We start from the raw sequence: 15,688 nt of genomic DNA, 5'->3' as shown, positions 1-15,688 counted from the left end.
GCAAAAAGGGCTTTATATTGTTGTAATTTATTCTATTATTAATTTTTTAGTGGCTTCGCCTTTATTTGTTGTGATTTTTACATAGTAAAGTCCAGAGGACAGTTGGGATGTATTTATAACATCTTTTTGGGTAGATTCTATAAACTGACCCAGATTATTATAGATTGCAACTTTTTTTAAGGTTAATCCTTTGTTTAATTTAATGGTTGTTTGGTAGGTTGAAGGATTGGGAAACATACTAAATTGGGACAGAGCGAAGCTATCTGATGATAGTACGGGACTTAAGTCATAAATATCTACATGACCTAATGCTCCAATAGCAATAAAAGAACCATCATCGGAAAGTGATACACTTAAACCTAATACACTATTAGGTGTTTTGCCTTCGATGCCATCACCTATTTTTTGCCAGTTCCCAGAAATGTTTTTATAAATTCTTACCTGGCCAGAATCATTTCCGTTCTCATTATTACTTGGGGCACCAATAGCAACAATATCACCATTGGCAGAAAGCGATACACTTGTACCGGCTTCTTCACTGGAAGCTTCTCCATCAATAACATTTCCTATCAGCGTCCATGTGCCCGAAATATTTTCAAAAACTTTCACATAACCCTTCGAACCTATAGAAGTTGCCCCAATAGCAACAATATCACCATCTTTGGAAAGTGATACGCTAGCACCTAAATAATCAGAGTTTGCTACACCGTCAATATCTAAACCAATTTGTATCCAATCTTTTGATGATAAGTTATATTCATAAACTTTTACGCTCCCAATACTAAGTTTGGGATCTGAAAGACTGCCATTATTATAAGGAGCACCAATAGCTATTACGTTCCCATTAGAAGAGAGTGATATGCTGTGACCTAAGTTATCAACATATTCTTCACCATAGATACCATTGCCTAACAGCTCCCAGTTTTTTGATGTTGTATTATAATTATAAACTTGTACTTGTCCTGTTTTATGACCATTGTTGTTTTTACCAGAAGGCTCTCCGATGGCAACAATAGAACCATCATATGAAAGCGATACACTAGCGCCAAATTCACTATTTAAAAGAGTTCCATCAATATTATTACCCATCTTTGTCCAAGTGCCGGACTCATTTTTATAAATACTTACATAACCTAAACTCGTAGCATCTTTATTTTTGTTTGGTGCTCCAATAGCTACTGTGGAGTTATCTTTGGAAATGGAAACACTGTAACCTAATCGATTTTCAGCTGCTATACCTTCAATATCATTGCCCATCTTCACCCATCCAGTTGACGTTTTTTGATAAATCTGGACATGACCGGAATTATTACCATTAGTATTATTAAATGGATTACCTATAGCGACTATAGAACCGTTAGAAGAGAGTGATACACTATGTCCTGCGCTACTAATTTCAGTACCGATGGGTGTTTGACTTAAACAAAAAAAAGGAATGAGAAAAATTAAGTGTAAAATTTGTTTCATAGTGTTGGGAGGCATAATACAAGGATTTGATACAGAAACTGAATGTATGTTTTTATATACAAAAATCTGAAAACCTAATTTGTTTTTCATTGACTTAGATCAAGAACGTACAGTAATGTTTTTTCTAATTCTGCTAACTGTTTCGGCACTTATACTTAAATAGGAAGCGATTTCGTATTGTGGCATTTCATTAACAACTCTTTTATTTGAATAAAGTAATTTTAAATATCTTTCTTCTGCGCTTAAAAGTCTTAGATCATCAAATCTTTGTTGCATGGAAATGTATAGCCGTTCAATAACTTTTCTTCTTATTTGATCAATAAACTGGTGTTTATTAGATAATTCCTCAAACTTTTTCCATTTGATCACATATATAGTACAGTTTTCAATACAAACAATGTATTTGTTCGAAGCTTTTTTTGTTAAGTGACTATAACAGTTTGATACGAATTGATTTTCAAAAATGAAATCATCGATAAGCTCTTTTTTATCCCCAATAGAGATGCTTTTTAAAGCGCCTTTTTTAACAAATCCAATTTTATTGCAAATGCTTAGGTTCTTTATAAATACCTCGCCTTTGCGATATTCTTTTTTATCGAATGAGGATGAAATTATTTGAGCTTCTCTTAGTGTTATTTTAAACGTGTCTATTAAAAATTTAGTCATCTTAATTAATTTCTAATTTGTTGATAACTAAGTTTTTGTTTTTTTAAAACTTGTACATTACAAGTATGTAGTAGGTTTGTTTTACCGCCAATCGTTTCGATATTTTTACCTATTTGTGTTTTGCTATTATTAAGTAAGAGAGAGAGAGAAATTAAGAGTAAATCTTTTTTCATGATATTGGGGTATTAAAATGGATTGTAAGTATGTAACGATTGTAGTTTGTAAAACCCTCTAATTTTTTTAGATGATTAGAAATTAGTTTTAAATAATACGATTGAAGTGTGTTACGATATTTTTATCGTCATCGTTAATTAGCGTTTGACTTAGACCATGAAGAACCATAAAAAATGGGTTAAGTTTTATAGCATTTTTTTGAAGATTTTAAAGGGCTATTTAGTTGATTTTAAGTCAATATATATGAAATAAAACGTTGTTTTTATTACGAGTGTTTTTAAAAAACTAAGATATTTTTAAATAAGTATTAATTGCCAATAGTAACATTTTATACCTCTATTTAATTCATCTTTTGTAGAAATAGTTGCAATATAGTTGCCAGAAGGTAATTCATGAGTAGCGTCTGTATAGACTTTTCCTGTAGAATCAATTTTAAACCCTTTTGGAGGGTTTGGAAAGTTTGTCCCGTCTTTAGTAATCTTTTTGATGGTATGTAATGGTTTTGCTGCTGAGATTAATCTAAAAAGGACCTCCATATTTTCATTAGTTTAAAGCAGGAAAGCTGCTTTTTTGTACAGGAGGGGCATAATTTATTTTCCTGTCGGTAAAGCAAACTTTCCTAGTTTAAGGTATTTGGTTATAATTTAAAAAGCTTAATCGATAACCACTTTTAATGTTGTTGTTTTAACCACGTCGTTATCTAGTTTGTCTTTTGCTGTAACGGTTACAACGTAAGTGGCTTTTTCTAATTTATGTTCTGTTTCGGCATAAACTTCCCCTTTTGAAGCATCAATCTTAAATCCTTTTCCTTCTCCAGGATTTGTAAAATCTTTTTCATCTTTAGTTATTTTACTAATTGTAAAAGTCGCTTGTGCCTTGGTTGGAGTTATTTTAACTGCCGAACTCTTAAAATCTTTTTTAAGTTTTCCTGTAATGTTGTTTGGGTCATAGACAATGGAAGTTAGTTTTTCTAAATCGCTAATAATAACTTTTATAGTTGTTGTTTTTACGTTTTTACTATCCGACGCATCTTTTGCAGACACGGTTACAACGTAAACACCATTTCCTAATTTATGATCTTTATCGGCAAAAACTTTTCCGTTAGCATCGATCTGAAACCCTTCTTTTTTACCTGGATTTGTAAACTTCTCCCCGTCTTTTTTTATGTCTTTAATTGTAAAAGTAGCTTTGGCTTTATCAGGAGTTATTTCAATTGCCGAGCTCTTAAAAGCAATTTTAGGTTTACTTGTTATACTGTTTGGGTTATACTTAACCGCAGTTAATTTTGGAGATTTAATAACAGGGTCGTCATCTTTATCGCATGCAACCAATACAGTGGCAAACAAAAAAAGTACAGGTAATAATTTTAATAAATTTTTCATGTTTTCAATTTTTTTAATGATTTTTATTGTTCCTAGAACAGGAAGCTAGATTTTTACCCTACTATTTTGTTCAAATAAAAATGAATACATGAATGCAAGTGTTTTTTTATTTAGGTGCTTATTTACGAAGTTTAAACAAATAAAACATCTTGTGCCAAAATTGATAATACTATCGCAAGTGAATCATTGGGCAGTTAACATGGTGTTCTTAAAATTTTACAAAATTTGACACTTTATTTTCTGTTTTAACGTTTCTTATTAAAAGAAAAGTTAAAAAAACTAATTCCCTTTTCAGTTGTTAAATAATCTTTAGATTTGAACAAAAAATTGTAACTATTGATTTACTGATGAGTAAGGAAACACGATCCGTTTGTGAAGAAAAAACATATGAGTCGATTTTTAATGAGCATTCGGAAACTTTACGAAACTTTATTTATTACAAGTGCGGTGATATAGAACAGGCCGAAGATATTGTTCAAGAATCATTTGTAAAGCTTTGGAGTAATTGCGCAAAGGTTATTTTTGAAAAAGCAAAATCGTATTTGTATACCGTAGCAAAAAATATTTTTTTTAATGAAGTAGCTCATAAAAAAGTGGTATTACAACATCAAGTTCATTTAGTATCGGATCGGACAAACGAGACCCCTGAGTTTTTGCTTGAAGAACAGGAATTTATGGGAAAATTAAAAAAGGCATTAGCCGATTTACCTGAAAAACAGCGCGAAGTTTTTTTACTTAGTAGAATTGATAAAAAAAAGTATTCTGAAATATCGGATATTGTTGGAATTTCTGTAAAAGCTGTAGAAAAGCGTATGAGTCAAGCCTTAATAATGTTAAGAGACCGTATAGGAGATATTTAAAAGTAGGGTAAAGAAAAAGATAACTGTTTTAACTATATAACCAAAAACTAAAAAAATGGGGAAATTTTTTTTAGACGATACTTTTTTAGCACGATGGGTTTCGGGTGATCTTTCTGCCGAAGAGTTAGAAGCGTTTAAAAAATCGAGCGACTATAATAAATTTAATAAAATTAATGAAGCCGCTGAAAAATTAAAAGCACCAACATATAATAAACAGGATGTTTTTAGTAAGTTACAAGAACGTTTAGAGGTAGAAAAAGCAAATAAGAAGACAGAAAAACATATTATGCCTAAATGGGTATATGGCGCAGCAGCAATATTGGTAATAGTGTTTGGGATATTTTACTTTTTAAATTTAAAATCTCATTATAAAACAGGGTTTGGTGAACAGTTAGCCATTACGCTTCCAGATAATTCCAAGGTACAGCTTAATGCCAATTCGCAGGTTGATTTTAATTCAAAACTGTGGAGCAACAATAGAGAAGTAAAACTTGTAGGAGAAGCTTTTTTCGATGTGGAAAAAGGAAGCACCTTTAAGGTATGTACAGACATAGGAGTTGTTGAGGTTCTGGGCACAGAATTTAATGTGATAGCAAGACCAAATTTCTTTGAAATTCAATGTTACGAAGGACGCGTAAAAGTTAAGGGTATTGATGTAAATGAAGCCGCCGTGCTTACAGAAGGAAAAGCGTTTAGAATAGTAAATGGTACTATTGAAGAGTGGACGTTTAGTAATAAGAATGCATCATGGCTTTTAGGAGAAAGTACTTTTACGAATACACCATTATTTCAAGTTATTAAAACTTTTGAAAACCAGTTTAATGTAACTTTTAATGCTTCTAAAATTGACATCAATCAAAAGTTTACAGGAGGATTTACTCATAAAAATTTAAAGTTAGCCCTAACTACCGTTTTTGAGACTATGAATATTTCCTACGTTATTAAAGACAAAAACAAAATAATGCTCGTTAATAAAGGGCATTAAAAAGTAAGATCTTTAGAAAAACTAAGGATCGATTTAATTATGTATATGGTTAGTAGTAAATGAAGTTAATATTAACTGTTTTTATTATTATTTGTTCGTTATTACAAGCGTTCTCTCAAAAAAGAGCTTCATTTTTATACAGTAATACACCTTTAAATTACGTTATAGTCGAACTTGAAAAAGAGTTTAATATTAAACTGTCTTTCAACTCCAAATTAGTTGAAAACCAATCAGTAACTTTTCAAGGTAAAGGTGTGCTTTTAGATGATGTGTTGCAGTTTATAGAAGAGCAAACCGGTATTAAGTTTTTTAAAGTATCGGAGCGTTATTATATTCTTAAGCAAAAAAATCCAAGAGACTTAACAACGACCCAACGGCTTAATGAGGTTGTTATTAACGAGTATTTCACCTCTGGAATTAGCAAAAAATTAAACGGATCTATCACATTAACACCAAGTAGTTTGGGAATTCTACCGGGATTAACCGAGCCGGATGTGTTGCAAAGTTTACAGTTGCTACCGGGAATACAAAGCCCGTCGGAAACAGCATCGGGACTATACGTAAGAGGGGGTACTCCCGATCAAAATCTAATTCTTTGGGATGGCATAAAAATGTATCACTCAGGTCATTTTTTTGGTATGATTTCATCCTTTAATCCGTATATAACCGAAAATGTGAAGTTTTATACTGGTGGAACAAAAGCCAGGTATGGCAGCAAGATTTCTAGCGTGATAGATATTACATCATCGAATAAAATTCCTAAAAAAGTTGAGGGCGGTTTTGGTTTTAATATGATGCATTCAGACTTGTATATAAAAATTCCTGTAGCCAAAAAAATAGCATTGATTGCTTCTGCAAGACGATCGTTTACAGACTTTTTTGAATCAATTACATTTAAGAATATATCTAAGAGGGTTTTTCAAAACACAAAAATTACTGATGGTAAGAGATCTACTCAAGGGTATCAGGTCAATCACCTTATTGAACGCTTTTATTTTTCAGACTATACCATAAAAGGCATTATAAAGCCAAATGATAATAATGAGATTGTAGTTAGTAACCTATATACGAGAAACGAATTGGATAATGAATTTTCAAGCCTATTAAACGTATTTATAAGTGATAATATAGATATAAATAATAGAGGAACCAGTTTTTCGTGGAATCATAAATACAGCAAGACGTTTTCGCATGCCTTTCGGTCGTATTATTCGAATTTTGATTTAGAATATAATGGTTCAACTTATGAAGGACAAGTAGGGGTGATAAGTTATGATACAACAAAAAAGAATGCAGTTCGTGATATTGGAATGTCTTTCGACACCAATTGGGAAATCAACAAGAAAAATGAGTTGGGGATTGGTTATCAATTTACATCAAATGAAATAGGTTATGAATTAGGTTATAGAGATTTAACACCAACTGGTGAGTTTGAAATAGAATCGATAGGAAATACAAACTTAAATAACAATCATGCTTTTTATGCAGATTACCAATATAAAAATGATGATAAACTAATTATTAATACGGGGCTAAGAACCAATTACATGTCTGCTTTCAAGAGGCTTTATTTTGAGCCAAGGTTACATTTGGATTTTAAAATAGCACCGCATTTAAGATTTAAATCTTCATTGGAAAAGTTACATCAGGAGGTAAGCCAAATAGTGGAATTTCAGACAAAAGATTTTGGATTGGAAAATCAAGTTTGGGTCTTATCAAATAGAAAAGACATTCCAGTATTAAAAAGTTTTCAAATAACAAGTGGGTTTTCGTTTAGTAAAAAGGGGTGGAATGTTGATGTAGATGGTTATGCAAAAAGAGTAGATGGTTTAACATCGTTAACGAAAGGGTTTGAAAATGAGGAAAATAAACATTTTTTTAAAGGTAAAAGTGATGTTCTGGGTTTGGATGTATTAGTAAAAAAGAAGATAGACAATTATAGAACTTGTTTAAGCTATTCCATTACAGATAATCAATTTACTTTTGAAGGAATTAATGGAGGAGCACCATTTCCGGGAAATTTTGATATAAGACACAATTTTACATGGACGCATTCGTATTTATGGAATAATTTTAACTTTTCTTTAGGCTGGAATTTAAGAACCGGAACACCATATACAAAAGCTATAAGTTTTCTTGAGGAGAACAACAATATAGAAATCGATTATTCTAAAACAAATGCGTATCGTTTACCTAATTATAGCAGATTGGATTTCTCAACCACATATAAATTCAACTTTTCCAAAAATGAAAAATGGCGAGCTAAATTAGGACTGTCTGTATTAAACATTACAGGTAGAAAAAACTTCTTAGGTAAATCTTATAAAACAATTAACTTCACAGCTAATGGAGAAAAATTTAGTGTATTTCAAGAAATTAATAAATCCTCATTAGGTATTATTCCAAACCTTTCGTTTAGATTAGAATTTTAAAAATCTAAGAATTGTATCACTAGGGCTTCTTGTGGAGTAATCTCGTAAGTTTGATCGATAAATCGGTTAAAATAATTTTAGAATTCCCATTACGTTCAATATGATAAATAGCATCTTGAAGTTCGTCGCTAATTTCTAAAATATTGTTGCCATGTATAAAAGGCGCAAAGTTTTCCAACTTAAATTTTGGTGTTTTAGGCTCTAAATAAACTAAATCTGTGGCGTTATAGTTTAATAACAATGCCTGCCTAAAAAAATCTAAACAAAAATGTAAAAATTGCTTTTGTGTTTCCCGCCCGGTTTTGGCTATATCTTCGCTCCAGGAAATAAGATCGTGTATAGCTGTTTTATTGCCCTTGGCTTTAAAAGCACTTCGAATCCAGAAAACAAACCATTCTTCAAATTGTAGATCTTCAGAATCCTGATAAACTAAATCGCAAGCCTTATTATAATTTCCGTTAGATTGATGTGCAATTTTAGTGGCAACAGCAATATCCAGACTATAGCTTTTAACTAAGGCATCCTTTATAACATCTTCTGCCAAAGGCGGAAAATGCAATATCTGGCAACGCGATCTAATAGTATTAATTATTTGTTCTTCATCTTCAGCAATAAGAATAAAAACAGTTTTATTTGGAGGTTCTTCTATAAGTTTTAAAAGCTTATTTGCACAGGCAATATTCATCTTTTCTGCCATCCATATAAGCATCACCTTATAGCCTCCTTCGTAAGATTTTAAAGTTAGGGATTTTACAATGTCGTGTGCTTCATCAACACCTATTTGCCCTTGCTTATTATCAACACCAAGTAATTTGTACCAGTCAAAAAGATTTCCGTAGGGCTGTTCTTTTAATAATTGACGCCACTCTTCAAGATAATTACTAGAAACCGGATGGCTTTTTGCCTTATCGCTAGTAGTTACCGGAAAAGCAAAATGCAAATCGGGATGCGATATATTTTTAAACTTTAAGTTACAAGCTTCATTTCCGGTTGTATTTTCTCCGCCGGTATTCGAGCATAAGATGTATCGAGCGTATGCTATAGCCATAGGTAACGTACCAGAACCCTCGTTACCAACAAATAGTTGTGCATGCGGAATTCTACCATTATCAACACTTTGTGTTAAATGATTTTTAATATGATCCTGACCTAAAACATCTTCGAAAAGCATGAAACAAACCTACACATTTTTTATTACATGTTAAAGCTCAAAAACCATAAGAACGATCGATAATTTTGTCACCTCTAAAAACGAATTTAACTATGGGTAATGTTTTAACATTAAGTTGTAACAAACACAAAATAAATCAACTTATTTTTATACATTGAACGATCGTAATCAACTAATAATGACTCAAAACGCTATTCTTTTTATTCCAGATATTTCAGGCTTTACAGAGTTTGTGCATCACACAGATATAAGCCATAGCAGACACATCGTTTCGGAGTTACTGGAGTTGTTAATCGATACGAATACAATGGGTCTGGAATTAGCAGAGATTGAAGGAGATGCTCTTTTTATGTATAAGGTCGATAATAAGGTTGATGTTTCAACTCTCGAAAAGCAGATTGAAGCGATGTATTTAGCGTTTCATACACATCTTAAACAATATGAATACCAACGTATTTGTCATTGTGGCGCTTGTTCTTCTGCGTATAATTTAAAAATTAAGTTTGTTGTACATTATGGAGAAATTGAATTTATAAAAGTTAAAGATTCAAAGAAACCCTATGGAAGTACTGTAATACAAGTCCATCGCTTGCTCAAAAATGATGTACCTATAGATGAGTATGCCATTTTTACGGAACATGTTCAACCTTTAAATGGGGAAAATAAGTTAATTGCAGAATACGATTTTGGCAATATTGCTTATACGTATAACCCGTTATCGCATATAAAAGAGAAGCTTCCGGAAGTAGAACCAATTCCGAAAGATGTTCCTAAACATAAATTATTTGACCAAACCGAATTAGTAAAGATTCCTGCATTAGAGCTTTATGAAGTGATAAGTAATTTTGATTATAGGTTACTCTGGACAAAAGGAATCGATAAATTAGAATACGACAAAAATAAAGTTAACCGTGTAGGACAAAAACATAAGTGTTTAGTAAATAAAAATGAGGAAGTAGAACAAACCACAGTTACAAAAACCGTAAACACAAACCAATTGGTTTATGGGGAATCTACAACCAAAGTACCATTTACAAAACGCATGAATAATTATTTCGTTCTTGAAGAAATGGAAAATGGATATACAAAGTTACGTATTGAAGTTTTTGCAGATTTTAAACCTTTAGGGATAGTTATGAAACCTTTGATGAAAAAGAACATAAAAAAGATTATTTCAGAAAATATAAACGAGCTTATTCTTCTAATTAACTCAGGTTTTTCTACAAAAAAGTGAGGAAATAATCAATTTGATAAAAATCTTTATAAGCTATATCGTTTTCGTTAAAAAACAGGTTTTATAGCTGTTTTTAATTAGTTACTTTTGTGTGTCAATTAATTAAAAATACATATCGATAAATCATTCGCAGTCAGTAATTATATCATATAGGAAACGATTAACGAATATTATATGCGGTACTGAGCTCGATAGAATTATAACAATATAAAAAACAATTAAAAAGAACAAAATGAAGACGCTTAACGATTTTAATTTTGAAAATAAAAAAGCATTAATTCGCGTAGATTTTAATGTGCCTTTAAATGAAAATTTTGAAGTGACAGATGCTACAAGAATTGTATCTGCGAAACCAACTATAGTTAAAATTTTAGAAGATGGGGGAAGCTGCATTCTAATGTCGCATTTAGGACGACCTAAAGGTTTTCAAGATGAGTTTTCTTTAGGACATATTGTAGAAAAAGTTGAGGACGTTTTAGGTGTTGAGGTAAAATTTGTTAAAGATTGTGTAGGTCCAGAAGTTGAAGCTGCGGCAGCAAGCTTAGAGCCAGGACAGATTTTGTTATTAGAGAACTTACGTTATTATAAAGAAGAAACAGCTGGAGATAAAGGTTTTGCTGAAAAACTATCTAAATTAGGAGATATTTATGTAAACGATGCTTTTGGTACAGCACATAGAGCACATGCTTCTACAACCATAGTTGCAGAATTCTTCCCAGAAAACAAATGTTTTGGAAGCTTATTAGCTAAAGAAATAGAGAGTATTGAAAAAGTGATGACATCTGGAGACAAACCAGTTTTGGCCATACTTGGAGGTGCTAAAGTATCATCTAAAATTACAATTATAGAAAACATCTTAGACAAAGTAGATCACCTAATCATTGGTGGAGGTATGTCGTTTACTTTTGTTAAAGCTTTAGGCGGAAAGATCGGTAATTCTATTTGCGAAGATGATAAGATGCCATTAGCTTTAGATATCTTAAAGCAAGCAGAAGAAAAAAATGTAAAAGTACATATTCCTGTAGACGTAATTGCTGCAGACGATTTTAGTAATGACGCCAATACTCAAACTTTAGATATAAACGAAATTCCTGAAGGTTGGGAAGGTGTAGATGCAGGACCAAAATCGAGAACACAATTTCATGAGGTTGTGATGCAGTCCAAAACAATACTTTGGAATGGTCCGCTAGGCGTTTTCGAAATGGAAAATTTTGCTGGAGGTACTATAGAATTAGGAAACTCTATTGCAGAAGCTACTAAAAATGGAACATTTTCATTAGTTGGAGGTGGAGATTCTGTAGCAGCAGTAAAACAATTCGGATTCGAAGATAAAGTAAGTTATGTAAGTACAGGTGGTGGAGCTATGCTTGAAAGCTTAGAAGGTAAAACGTTACCTGGAATAGCTGCCATCTTAGAATAATTTCTAAGTTAAATTGACATAAGCTTTCAAATTAGCTTAAAAAATACGAATTTAGCCATAGTATCGTTCAATGTTTAACTGAATAGATTTTATGGCTTTTCGTTTTATTACAACTATTTTTTTTCTATGTATAGGGACTTGTTTATCTCAGGCTCAAGATGCTGTTTCTTCACAAAAAAAACAGACTAAAGATTCTCTGATTGACGGTAAATCCCGTACAGTTAAATCTATAGCGGCAGTAACAGATAGCACTTCAATAAAAAACCTAGAAGATAATGCTCTTGCTGCGAAGTTAGACGAGAAATGGTTTGAAGAACTGTACAATAATGCTTTGTACGATACCATATATAAATCTGTTACAGAATTAACTTTCGAAGAAGTTGATTATCCCGAACTTCCCACCGATACGTTAAAAGCTCGTTTAAAAGAATTAGATGCCAGAACTCCTTTTAATGTAGAATATAACCCTGCGTTGGAAAATGTTATAAAGTCCTATTTAAAGCACAGGAGAAAATCCATTCAAAAACTAATTACCTTAAGTGCCTTTTATTTTCCTATGTTCGAGCGTGAGCTTGATAACCACAATATTCCATTAGAAATAAAATATTTGGCTATTGTAGAATCGGCACTAAAACCCAGAGCAAAATCAAGAGTTGGTGCTACAGGTTTATGGCAGTTCATGTTTAGTACTGGTAAAATGTACGGGTTAGATGTAAGTAGTTATGTAGATGAACGTAGCGATCCTCTTAAATCTACAGAAGCAGCCTCAAAATATCTGGCTAAGCTTTATGAAATCTTCGGAGATTGGGATTTGGCTTTGGCAGCATATAATTCAGGCCCCGGAAATGTTACAAAAGCAATTAGGCGTTCCGGTGGTTACCAAAATTATTGGAATATCAGGCATAACTTACCACGGGAAACAGCAGGATATCTTCCGGCATTTTTAGCCAATATGTATATTTTTGAATACGCAAAGGAGCATGGCTTTAAACATTATAAACCAGAAAAAGCCTATTTTGAAACAGATACCGTTAGGGTAAAGCATATGATTACTCTCGATCAGGTTTCGGAAGTTACAGGCACTCCTATTGAAGAGCTTCAATTTTTAAACCCATCTTATAAACTGGACATCATTCCAATTATTAAAGGAGAAAATTATGTTTTGAGACTCCCTATCGACGTTATAGGAGATTTTGTAAATAATGAAGAAAAAATTTATGCATTTGCAAAAGCCGAATTTGATAAACGGGAAAAACCATTACCTAAATTTTTTAATGCAAACGATAGGATACGATATAGAGTAAGGTCTGGTGATTATTTAGGTAAAATTTCCAGAAGGTATGGAGTTAGGGTAAGCGATATAAAAAAATGGAATGGTTTACGAAGCAATAATCTAAGTATAGGGCAGCGTTTAACTATTTATCCAAGAAAACCATACGTAGCCCCACCAACTTCTACAAAAAAGCCAACAGCTACTAAACCAAAACCGATTACCGGCGAGGTAATTACTTATGTTGTTGAAAATGGAGACTCCTTATGGAGTATCTCACAAAAATTTCCTGGAGTTTCCGTTCAAAATATTAAAGATTGGAACGGTATTAGTGGTAACAAATTAAAACCAGGAATGAAACTTAAAATATCTAAGGGTTAGTCCTAAAACCAAAAAAACTATTATGAGACATATTCTTTTTTTAGTATCCATATTATTTGTTATTTCTTGTGGAGATAAAAAACCTTCAGAAGGGAAATTTCTTTTAGATTCTTCTGGAAACATAAACAACGTTTCTGTTGTTGTTGATAATCAATTGTGGAAGGGAAGCGTTGGAGAAGCCATGAGAAAGGTGCTTGCCAAGCCAATTTATGGGTTGCCGCAAGATGAACCTACATTTACAATTAGTCAAATACCACCACCTGTTTTTTCTGGTTTTGTAACAAAAAATAGAACAATTTTAAAGGTTGAACCTAATAAAGAAGCAGGCATTAAGATTTTAGAAGATGTTTATGCCAAGCCTCAGAAAGTTATAGTCGTTTCGGGTAAAACAAAACAAGATATTATAGATTTAATTACCGAAAACGAAGCAAAAATAATTGAAACCTTTAGGAATACAGAGATTGCCGAAAGACAACGTCAAATGGCAAAGTCGCCTCATAAATTTAAATCTATTCAAGAAAAACTAGGTTTGAGTATTAAGTTTCAGTCGATATACAGAATTGCAAAGGAAACAGACAATTTTTTTTGGATTCGTAAAGACATTACAACAGGAACAACCAATTTAATAATTTATGAACTGCCTTATAATGCTATTAAAAGAAATGATAGTGTTGTAAATCAAATAATAAGAATTAGAGATTCTATTGGAAAAGTTCATATTGAAGGCCCTGTAGAAGGTTCCTATTTGGTTACCGAAAATGCCTACACCCCTTTTCATGGAGAAACAATTTTAAATAACAAACCAACTTTAGAAACTAAAGGTATTTGGGATATAAAAAATGCGTTTATGGGAGGTCCATTTATTAATTATGCTATTGAAGATAAAACAAATAACAGATGGGTGGTTATAGAAGGTTTTGCTTTTGCGCCATCGGTAGAGAAACGTAATTACATGTTGGAGCTAGAAGCTATTATTAAATCTGTTAAAATTGATTAATTACATATAGAACAGATATATTCATATAAAAAAATCCGAAGCTATTAACTTCGGATTTTTTTTATTTCAAGTAAAATGATTATTCTTTTTTATCTTCGGCAGGTTGCTCTTCTTCTTTACTAGCATCCTTAAACTCTTTAATACCACTACCTAATCCACGCATTAATTCTGGTATTTTTTTTCCACCAAATAATAATACTACAGCAACTACAATTAGTGCTATTTGCCAAGGTCCAATTGCTAACGGTAACATATATAAGCTCATAATATTAAATTTATAATGCAAAGTTAATAATTAATGTTTAATAATAGCGTTTTAAACATAACTTTAGCATAAAGACAAAGGTGTCTTGTTATAATTTTATTTAATTTTGCCTTTAAATGGAAGAAAATAAGAAACCTAAAAAAATAAAGCGGAAATTACTAGATAAGTACCGATTAGTAATACTTAATGAAAACACCTTCGAAGAGCGATTGTCGTTTAAATTAACACGATTAAATGTTTTTGTTTTAGGCTCTTTGATTGCTGCTTTATTGATAGCCTTTACATACATATTAATAGCCTTTACGCCATTAAGGGAATACATTCCGGGGTATTCATCAACTGCATTAAAAAAACAAGCTACAGAATTAAATTACAAAACAGATTCCTTGCAACGTGTTATAGCAATGAATGAATTGTATTATTCTTCAATAAAGAAAGTTTTAAAAGGAGATGTAAGCGCTAGTAGTTTTAACAAAGATTCTATAATAGAAGCCGTTAGAACTGAAGCTAGTGAAGTTGATTTGGCACCTATAGTAGAAGATTCCATTTTAAGAGAAAAAGTAGATAAAGAAGACAAATATAATTTGTTCGAATCTGCAACTTCTTCGACTAATTTTGTGTTATTCCCGCCAGTTAATGGAACCATAAGTGAACCATACAATTTAAAAGAAAAACATTATGCCGTAGATATAGTAGTAGCTAAAGATACTCCAATAAAGGCAACTGCAGATGGTATAGTAATTTTTGCAGAATGGACAGTTAGCACGGGGTATGTTATCATTATAGAACATAGCTATGGGTTAATCTCTGTTTATAAACACAATGCTGCATTAACAAAAAGACAGGGTGATTTGGTTAAAGCAGGTGAGGTTATTGCTACTGCGGGAAATACAGGAGAGTTATCTACGGGACCTCATTTACATTTTGAGCTATGGAATGATGGTTATCCAATTAATCCAACAAACTTTATAGATTTTAAATAAT

At 32.0% G+C, this 15,688-nt stretch carries 15 protein-coding genes; 8 read left to right on the top strand and 7 right to left on the bottom strand.

The annotated features are described in order from the left end of the window. Positions 1-27 precede the first annotated feature (27 nt). The 5 genes from C1H87_RS12120 to C1H87_RS12105 all read right to left on the bottom strand — a co-directional run bounded on the left by C1H87_RS12120 (position 28) and on the right by C1H87_RS12105 (position 3,689). Positions 28-1,467: a T9SS type A sorting domain-containing protein gene (locus tag C1H87_RS12120; RefSeq protein WP_158655212.1), complete on the bottom strand. Its 1,440-nt coding sequence runs from the start codon at positions 1,465-1,467 to the stop codon at positions 28-30. A gap of 99 nt (positions 1,468-1,566) precedes the next feature. Beyond that, positions 1,567-2,133: a Crp/Fnr family transcriptional regulator gene (locus tag C1H87_RS12115; protein WP_102756068.1), complete on the bottom strand. Its 567-nt coding sequence runs from the start codon at positions 2,131-2,133 to the stop codon at positions 1,567-1,569. A gap of 5 nt (positions 2,134-2,138) precedes the next feature. After that, entirely contained in the window at positions 2,139-2,306 is a 168-nt protein-coding gene (locus tag C1H87_RS23335) for a hypothetical protein (RefSeq protein WP_158655211.1), read from the bottom strand. Between the two features lie 297 nt (positions 2,307-2,603). Next, positions 2,604-2,843 (bottom strand): hypothetical protein, encoded by a 240-nt coding sequence (locus C1H87_RS12110; protein WP_102756067.1) that lies wholly within the window; start codon positions 2,841-2,843, stop codon positions 2,604-2,606. 117 nt (positions 2,844-2,960) lie between these two features. Then, complete coding sequence (locus C1H87_RS12105; RefSeq protein ID WP_102756066.1) at positions 2,961-3,689, bottom strand: cadherin repeat domain-containing protein; 729 nt, start codon at positions 3,687-3,689, stop codon at positions 2,961-2,963. A gap of 347 nt (positions 3,690-4,036) precedes the next feature. Between C1H87_RS12105 and C1H87_RS12100 the strand changes: the two genes are divergently transcribed. Genes C1H87_RS12100 through C1H87_RS12090 form a run of 3 tightly spaced genes read left to right on the top strand, consistent with a single transcriptional unit; the run spans position 4,037 to position 7,966 of the window. Next, positions 4,037-4,549: an RNA polymerase sigma factor gene (locus C1H87_RS12100; protein WP_102756065.1), complete on the top strand. Its 513-nt coding sequence runs from the start codon at positions 4,037-4,039 to the stop codon at positions 4,547-4,549. Positions 4,550-4,604: 55 nt separating this feature from the next. After that, complete coding sequence (locus C1H87_RS12095; RefSeq protein WP_102756064.1) at positions 4,605-5,534, top strand: FecR family protein; 930 nt, start codon at positions 4,605-4,607, stop codon at positions 5,532-5,534. Positions 5,535-5,593: 59 nt separating this feature from the next. Continuing rightward, positions 5,594-7,966, top strand: a complete 2,373-nt coding sequence (locus C1H87_RS12090; RefSeq protein WP_102756063.1) for a TonB-dependent receptor plug domain-containing protein — start codon at positions 5,594-5,596, stop codon at positions 7,964-7,966. A 19-nt stretch (positions 7,967-7,985) separates the two neighbouring features. Here C1H87_RS12090 and C1H87_RS12085 read toward each other — a convergent pair whose 3' ends face one another. Then, positions 7,986-9,137 carry a DNA polymerase III subunit gene (locus C1H87_RS12085; RefSeq protein WP_102756062.1) on the bottom strand — a complete coding sequence of 384 codons (1,152 nt, stop codon included), beginning with the start codon at positions 9,135-9,137 and terminating at the stop codon, positions 7,986-7,988. A 178-nt stretch (positions 9,138-9,315) separates the two neighbouring features. Between C1H87_RS12085 and C1H87_RS12080 the strand changes: the two genes are divergently transcribed. The 4 genes from C1H87_RS12080 (at position 9,316) to C1H87_RS12065 (ending at position 14,439) form a co-directional block, all read left to right on the top strand. Beyond that, positions 9,316-10,371: a DUF2652 domain-containing protein gene (locus C1H87_RS12080; protein WP_102756061.1), complete on the top strand. Its 1,056-nt coding sequence runs from the start codon at positions 9,316-9,318 to the stop codon at positions 10,369-10,371. 232 nt (positions 10,372-10,603) lie between these two features. Further along, positions 10,604-11,791, top strand: a complete 1,188-nt coding sequence (locus C1H87_RS12075) for a phosphoglycerate kinase (protein WP_102756060.1) — start codon at positions 10,604-10,606, stop codon at positions 11,789-11,791. Between the two features lie 91 nt (positions 11,792-11,882). Beyond that, positions 11,883-13,442: a LysM peptidoglycan-binding domain-containing protein gene (locus tag C1H87_RS12070; protein WP_102756059.1), complete on the top strand. Its 1,560-nt coding sequence runs from the start codon at positions 11,883-11,885 to the stop codon at positions 13,440-13,442. A 22-nt stretch (positions 13,443-13,464) separates the two neighbouring features. Further along, complete coding sequence (locus C1H87_RS12065; protein ID WP_102756058.1) at positions 13,465-14,439, top strand: DUF4837 family protein; 975 nt, start codon at positions 13,465-13,467, stop codon at positions 14,437-14,439. Positions 14,440-14,518: 79 nt separating this feature from the next. On the opposite strand, the gene C1H87_RS12060 is transcribed toward C1H87_RS12065, so the two are convergent. Then, entirely contained in the window at positions 14,519-14,704 is a 186-nt protein-coding gene (locus C1H87_RS12060) for a Sec-independent protein translocase subunit TatA/TatB (RefSeq protein WP_102756057.1), read from the bottom strand. Between the two features lie 116 nt (positions 14,705-14,820). On the opposite strand from C1H87_RS12060, the gene C1H87_RS12055 reads away from it, so the two are divergent. Continuing rightward, positions 14,821-15,687, top strand: coding sequence for a M23 family metallopeptidase (locus tag C1H87_RS12055; RefSeq protein WP_102756056.1), 867 nt, complete (start codon positions 14,821-14,823; stop codon positions 15,685-15,687). Position 15,688 lies beyond the last annotated feature (1 nt).

Source organism: Flavivirga eckloniae, assembly GCF_002886045.1.
Classification (GTDB): Bacteria; Bacteroidota; Bacteroidia; order Flavobacteriales; family Flavobacteriaceae; genus Flavivirga; species Flavivirga eckloniae.
Note: the sequence above shows the minus strand (reverse complement) of the source record. Positions and strands in the feature narration are given on the sequence as shown.

Bases quoted from the DNA above. Each gene is read 5' to 3' on its own strand.
- C1H87_RS12085 (WP_102756062.1), bottom strand. From the start codon at position 9,137: ATGCTTTTCGAAGATGTTTTAGGTCAGGATCATATTAAAAATCATTTA.
- C1H87_RS12100 (WP_102756065.1), top strand. From the start codon at position 4,037: ATGAGTAAGGAAACACGATCCGTTTGTGAAGAAAAAACATATGAGTCG.
- C1H87_RS12120 (WP_158655212.1), bottom strand. From the start codon at position 1,467: ATGAAACAAATTTTACACTTAATTTTTCTCATTCCTTTTTTTTGTTTA.
- C1H87_RS12075 (WP_102756060.1), top strand. From the start codon at position 10,604: ATGAAGACGCTTAACGATTTTAATTTTGAAAATAAAAAAGCATTAATT.
- C1H87_RS12080 (WP_102756061.1), top strand. From the start codon at position 9,316: ATGACTCAAAACGCTATTCTTTTTATTCCAGATATTTCAGGCTTTACA.
- C1H87_RS12060 (WP_102756057.1), bottom strand. From the start codon at position 14,704: ATGAGCTTATATATGTTACCGTTAGCAATTGGACCTTGGCAAATAGCA.
- C1H87_RS12065 (WP_102756058.1), top strand. From the start codon at position 13,465: ATGAGACATATTCTTTTTTTAGTATCCATATTATTTGTTATTTCTTGT.
- C1H87_RS12095 (WP_102756064.1), top strand. From the start codon at position 4,605: ATGGGGAAATTTTTTTTAGACGATACTTTTTTAGCACGATGGGTTTCG.
- C1H87_RS12090 (WP_102756063.1), top strand. From the start codon at position 5,594: ATGAAGTTAATATTAACTGTTTTTATTATTATTTGTTCGTTATTACAA.
- C1H87_RS12110 (WP_102756067.1), bottom strand. From the start codon at position 2,843: ATGGAGGTCCTTTTTAGATTAATCTCAGCAGCAAAACCATTACATACC.
- C1H87_RS12115 (WP_102756068.1), bottom strand. From the start codon at position 2,133: ATGACTAAATTTTTAATAGACACGTTTAAAATAACACTAAGAGAAGCT.
- C1H87_RS23335 (WP_158655211.1), bottom strand. From the start codon at position 2,306: ATGAAAAAAGATTTACTCTTAATTTCTCTCTCTCTCTTACTTAATAAT.
- C1H87_RS12105 (WP_102756066.1), bottom strand. From the start codon at position 3,689: ATGAAAAATTTATTAAAATTATTACCTGTACTTTTTTTGTTTGCCACT.
- C1H87_RS12070 (WP_102756059.1), top strand. From the start codon at position 11,883: ATGGCTTTTCGTTTTATTACAACTATTTTTTTTCTATGTATAGGGACT.
- C1H87_RS12055 (WP_102756056.1), top strand. From the start codon at position 14,821: ATGGAAGAAAATAAGAAACCTAAAAAAATAAAGCGGAAATTACTAGAT.